The sequence below is a fragment of the Streptomyces sp. SID5910 genome (assembly GCF_009862125.1).
Taxonomy (GTDB): Bacteria; Actinomycetota; Actinomycetes; order Streptomycetales; family Streptomycetaceae; genus Streptomyces.
This window is the reverse complement of the sequence record NZ_WWHX01000728.1, coordinates 1-4742: the sequence shown is the minus strand read 5'-3', so window position 1 is coordinate 4742 and position 4742 is coordinate 1. Positions and strand designations below refer to the sequence as shown.

Sequence of the window (4742 nt, the reverse complement as noted above, 5' to 3'; positions counted from 1 at the left end):
GGGCGGGGGCGGCGGGTCAGCTGCACGGTGGCGCTCGCCGTGGCGGGGGCGCTGGCCGCCGTGACGGTCGGCTCGGTGTTCCTGTTCGACCTGCTGCCCGGCGACCGCCGGGACAGCGCGGGCGGCGACGCCGACCACGGCACCCGCTCGCCGTCCGCCTCCGCCCCGGGGGACGGGCAGGGCACCGTCCCGGCCGCCTACCTCGGCACCTGGGAGGGCCAGGGCACCGCCCTCGGCGGCACCCTGCCGGCGGGCACCTTCCGCGTCACCGTCCACCGGGCCGGCATCGGCCAGGAGTTGGGGCGGCTGCGCCAGACCGACCAGCTGGGCGGCGAGTGCGTCGACGTCCTGACGCTCAAGCAGGTGACGGAGAAGCAGATCGTCGCCGCGTCGGTCGGCGCCGAGGGCAACCACGGCGGCTGCAACCAGGCGGCCACGACCGTGCGCCTCACCCCGGTCGGTGACGACCTCCAGTACGCCTCCGAGAGCGCCGAGTCGGGCAAGCCGGAGGCTCGGCTGTCGAAGGTCGGGTAGGCGCAAGGGCCACCGGGCGCCCGGCCCGCCCCCATAGGGTGTCCGCGTGCTGAGCGTCGATGTGCTGGTCCTCCTCGTCGCCGCGCTCTGGGGCGCCGCGACGGGGGCCCTGCTGCCGCGGGCGGCCTACCGTTTCTCCGCGCCCTCGGGAGAGGCGTGGCGCGAGGCGTGCCCGGCCGCGCACCCGGTCCGGGGCTGGCTCGGACCGGCACGCTGCGGCCAGTGCGCGGCCGGCGCGGTGGGGGCGGGCCCGCCCACGGCCGCCGCCGGGCCCGCCCCGGTGTCGTACGGTCCCGGCGCCGCCGTTCCCGCCGCCCTCACCGCCCTGGTCTGCGTCGCCCTCGCCGCCGCCACCGGGACCCGGCCCGAGCTGGCCGTCTGGCTGCTGCTTGCGCCGGCCGGCGTGCTGCTGGCCCTCGTCGACGTGCGGGTGCGGCGGCTGCCCGACCCGCTGACCCTGCCGCTCGCGGGCACCGCGCTCGCCCTGCTCGGCGTCACCGCGCTCGTGCCCGAGCACGCCGGGGAGTGGACCACCGCCCTGCTGGGCACTCTCGCCCTGGGCGCCGGCTATTTGGCGCTGTTCCTCATCAACCCGGCCGGCATGGCCTTCGGTGACGTCAAGCTCGCGCTGGGCGCCGGTGCCGTCCTCGGCTGGTACGGCTGGCCGACGCTGATGCTGGGCACCTTCGCCGGGTTCCTGCTCGGGGCGCTGTACGGGGGCGCCCTCGTCGTCGCGGGCCGGGCGGGGCGCGGTACGGCCATCGCCTTCGGCCCGTTCCTGCTCGCGGGCGCCTTCCTCGGCGTCCTCGCGGGCGCGTACGCGGCCTGAGCGCGGCCGGGGAGAAGGGCTGGCGTAGGCTGGCCGAGTCCGTCCACAACCCTTACGAAAGGGACGCCGGTGACCGAGAAGGCCGACCTTCAGCCCATCCTCGACCGTGCCGCCGCCGGTGGGCGGATCACCCCCGAAGAGGCCCTGGTCCTCTACCGCGACGCCCCGCTGCACGCGCTGGGCGCCGCCGCCGACGCCGTCCGCAGGCGCCGGTACGCGGGTACCGAGCACATCGCGACGTACATCATCGAGCGGAACATCAACTACACGAACGTGTGCGTCACGGCGTGCAAGTTCTGCGCCTTCTACGCGGCCCCCAAGGACACCAAGAAGGGCTGGAGCCGCGACCTCGACGACATCCTGCGCCGCTGCGCGGAGACCGTCGAGCTGGGCGGCACGCAGATCATGTTCCAGGGCGGCCACCACCCGGACTACGGCGTCGAGTACTACGAGAAGCACTTCGCGGCCATCAAGAAGGAGTTCCCCCAGCTCGTCATCCACAGCCTGGGGGCGAGCGAGGTCGAGCACATGGCGCGGATCTCGAAGGTGTCGGTCGAGGAGGCCATCACCCGGATCCACGCGGCCGGGCTCGACTCCTTCGCCGGCGCCGGCGCCGAACTCCTGCCCGAGCGCCCGCGCAAGGCCATCGCGCCGCTGAAGGAGTCCGGCGAGCGCTGGCTGGAGATCATGGAGATCGCGCACGGGCTGGGCGTCGAGTCGACGTCGACCATGCTGATGGGCACCGGCGAGACCAACGCCGAGCGCATCGAGCACCTGCGCATGATCCGGGACGTGCAGGACCGCACCGGCGGCTTCCGCGCCTTCATCCCGTACACCTACCAGCCCGAGAACAACCACCTGAAGGGCCGCACGCAGGCCACGCTCTTCGAGTACCTGCGGATGATCGCCATCGCCCGGCTGTTCATGGACAACGTCGCCCACATCCAGGGCTCCTGGCTCACCACGGGCAAGGAGGTCGGCCAGCTCTCCCTGCACTACGGCGCCGACGACCTCGGCTCGATCATGCTGGAGGAGAACGTGGTGTCCTCCGCCGGTGCCAAGCACCGCTCCAACCGGCTGGAGATCATCGACCTGATCCGCAAGGCGGGTCGCGTCCCGGCGCAGCGCGCCACGACGTACGAGCACCTCGTCGTGCACGACGACCCGGCGAACGACCCGGTCGACGAGCGCGTCGTCTCCCACATCTCGTCCACGGCGATCGAGGGCGGCACGGCCCACCCCGAGCTGAAGCTGCTCGCTTCCAACTGACGCCGCTGTGCTGACGATCCACGTCTGTGAGGCCTCGCCCGAGGCGGCCGTCGTGGTCGACGGCGCGCATCTCGCCGCCGTCGGCCCGTACGAGGCACTGGCCGCCGACCATCCGCGGGCGCGGGTGCGCCGGTGGCCCGGCCTCATGACGCCCGGGCTGCTCAACCCGTACGGTCCGGAACTGCTGGAGCAGGCCTACCATCCCGACCCGCGTGAAGCGGACCGGCTCGGCACCGAGCCGGTCTTCGGGGAGCGCGCGCGGGCACTTCTCGACGGCAACCCGGCTGCCCGGGGTGCCAGCGCGCGCCGCGGAGTGCAGCGCATGCTGGCGCACGGCACGGTCGCCGTCGCCGGTGAACTGCGGGGCCGCGCGGCCCTGGACGCGGTGCGCGGAGCGGGGCTCGCCCTGGCGGGGCGTCCGGCCACGTTGCCCGGGCCCGCGTCGTTCTCACCGGTGCCGCTCGTGCTGCTTCCCGCGCTCGCTCCCGGAAATCCCGCGCGGTTCGCGGTGTTCGACGTGCCCGACCGGGCCGCGCTCGTGCGGGACGGCGCGTCCACGTGCGTGGCCACCGTCGTCGCGGGCCGCCTGGTGCACCGGCGGCGCTGAGCGCGCGGCCCCGCCTACGCGCCGAACGCCGTCCCGAACGCCCCGGCCTCCTGCGCCACGCCGCTGCACGTGGTCAGCGCGTCCTCGGCGGAGGCGTCGTCCGCGCACTGCTGGTCCCGGAACGCCGCCCACATCGACACCCACGCGACGCCCTTCTCCTCGGCGAAGGCGCGGACCTCCGCCGCGTCCGCGAGGGTGAACGTCTCGCCGGCGACGTCGTTGACGCCGAGCATCGAGGTGAGCGCCATGCCCCGCCAGGCGTCCGCGTCCGACGTCCCGAAGACCTTCCGCAGCTGCGTGTGGGCGGCCTTCGCCGAGGTCAGGGCGTACTCGCCCATGTCGCCGTCGTAGGACTCGCCGTAGTTCATGGTCATGAGGTCGACCGTGGAGACCCGTACGCCGTGGTCGTTGGCGGAGGCCAGCAGCGCGAGGGAGTCGGCGTCCAGGCCCGAGGGCATCACCGGGAGGGTGAAGGAGACCTCCAGGTCGCCGCGTTCCTTCTGGAGCAGCGCGATGGCCTCCGAGCGCAGGGCGACCGAGTCGGCGTCGGTCAGTTCGTCGCCCTCGACGTCGAAGTCCGCCCGGGTGGCGCCCGCCGCGTCCAGGGCCGCGCCGTAGGCCGCCGCCAGCGCGGAGGCGCTGTCGCAGACGGCCGCCAGTTCCTTGCCGGAGGCGCCGCCGAAGGAGACGCGGACGTCGGCGTCGGACTCCTTCAGCTTCGCGACGCGGGAGGCGACCGAGGCGTCGCCGACCTCATGGGTGCCGTTCCAGCTGGGGGTGCAGTCGTCGCCGGACGCGATCACGAACGCCAGGTTGTACGCCGCCGGGGAGCCCGCCGCGTCCTGCGCGGAGGCCGTGGTGGCGCTGACGTAGGGGGCGTAGGAGGTGCCCGTGTCGGCGGAGGGCGCGGCGGAGCCGGACGGTGCCGCGCCGGCCGCGTCGGTCGTGCCGTCCTGCCCGGAACAGCCGGCCAGGGCCATGGCCAGCAGCAGGGCGCACCCGGCGGCCGCCTTCCGGTATGCCCTCATGTGCGTACGCTCCCGTTCTCGTCGTCGGACGAGTGAATGTCTCACGGGCGGCTGGGTCTTCTCTGAGAGAAGTCCGAGCTTTTGCGGAGTTTCCCAGCGGACGGACAGGTTGCGCCGGGTTTCACCGTGAACGCACAACGAAGTCCCAGGGTGCGACAGACAAGGCTCCCTAACGTCCGGGGAATGCACTCCGAGCCTGCCTTCGAAAGCCGCGCCGCCCTGGGCGAGAGGCCCGCGCGCGGTCGCCGCCGTCCACGCGGCAACGGGTCCGCCGAAGGGCCCGTGTTCGTCGACACCTCCGGACGCCGGGCCCGGCTGCTGCGCCGGCTGGGGCTCCTCGTCGGCGCCGTCTGCGTCGGCTACGCGGCCGTGCTGGGCCTCGCCTTCATGGGCATCGGCACCTCGGTCAGCCCGTCCTCGCTGCTGCCCTTCGGGGGCGGCCAGGACGGCCAGGGCCCGGGAGGCGGCACGCGCC

At 74.1% G+C, this 4742-nt stretch carries 5 protein-coding genes and 1 pseudogene; 5 read left to right on the top strand and 1 reads right to left on the bottom strand.

The features are described 5' to 3' along the window. The 4 genes and pseudogenes from GTW67_RS25540 to GTW67_RS25525 all read left to right on the top strand — a co-directional run. Positions 1–534: pseudogene (locus tag GTW67_RS25540) on the top strand (serine/threonine protein kinase); the annotation flags it as partial. A 49-nt stretch (positions 535–583) separates the two neighbouring features. Then, complete coding sequence (locus GTW67_RS25535; RefSeq protein ID WP_161167130.1) at positions 584–1363, top strand: prepilin peptidase; 780 nt, start codon at positions 584–586, stop codon at positions 1361–1363. Positions 1364–1432: 69 nt separating this feature from the next. Then, positions 1433–2632, top strand: a complete 1200-nt coding sequence (gene mqnC, locus GTW67_RS25530) for a cyclic dehypoxanthinyl futalosine synthase (RefSeq protein WP_161167129.1) — start codon at positions 1433–1435, stop codon at positions 2630–2632. A gap of 7 nt (positions 2633–2639) precedes the next feature. Continuing rightward, complete coding sequence (locus GTW67_RS25525; RefSeq protein ID WP_161167128.1) at positions 2640–3239, top strand: hypothetical protein; 600 nt, start codon at positions 2640–2642, stop codon at positions 3237–3239. Between the two features lie 14 nt (positions 3240–3253). On the opposite strand, the gene GTW67_RS25520 is transcribed toward GTW67_RS25525, so the two are convergent. Beyond that, positions 3254–4267 (bottom strand): chitinase, encoded by a 1014-nt coding sequence (locus tag GTW67_RS25520; protein WP_161167127.1) that lies wholly within the window; start codon positions 4265–4267, stop codon positions 3254–3256. A gap of 183 nt (positions 4268–4450) precedes the next feature. Between GTW67_RS25520 and GTW67_RS25515 the strand changes: the two genes are divergently transcribed. Further along, on the top strand, positions 4451–4742 hold a 292-nt coding region (locus GTW67_RS25515; protein ID WP_161167126.1), incomplete at its 3' end, for a hypothetical protein.

What these genes read in the sequence shown, in the direction of transcription:
- GTW67_RS25520 (WP_161167127.1), bottom strand. Translation starts at nt 4,267, where the DNA reads ATGAGGGCATACCGGAAGGCGGCCGCCGGGTGCGCCCTGCTGCTGGCC.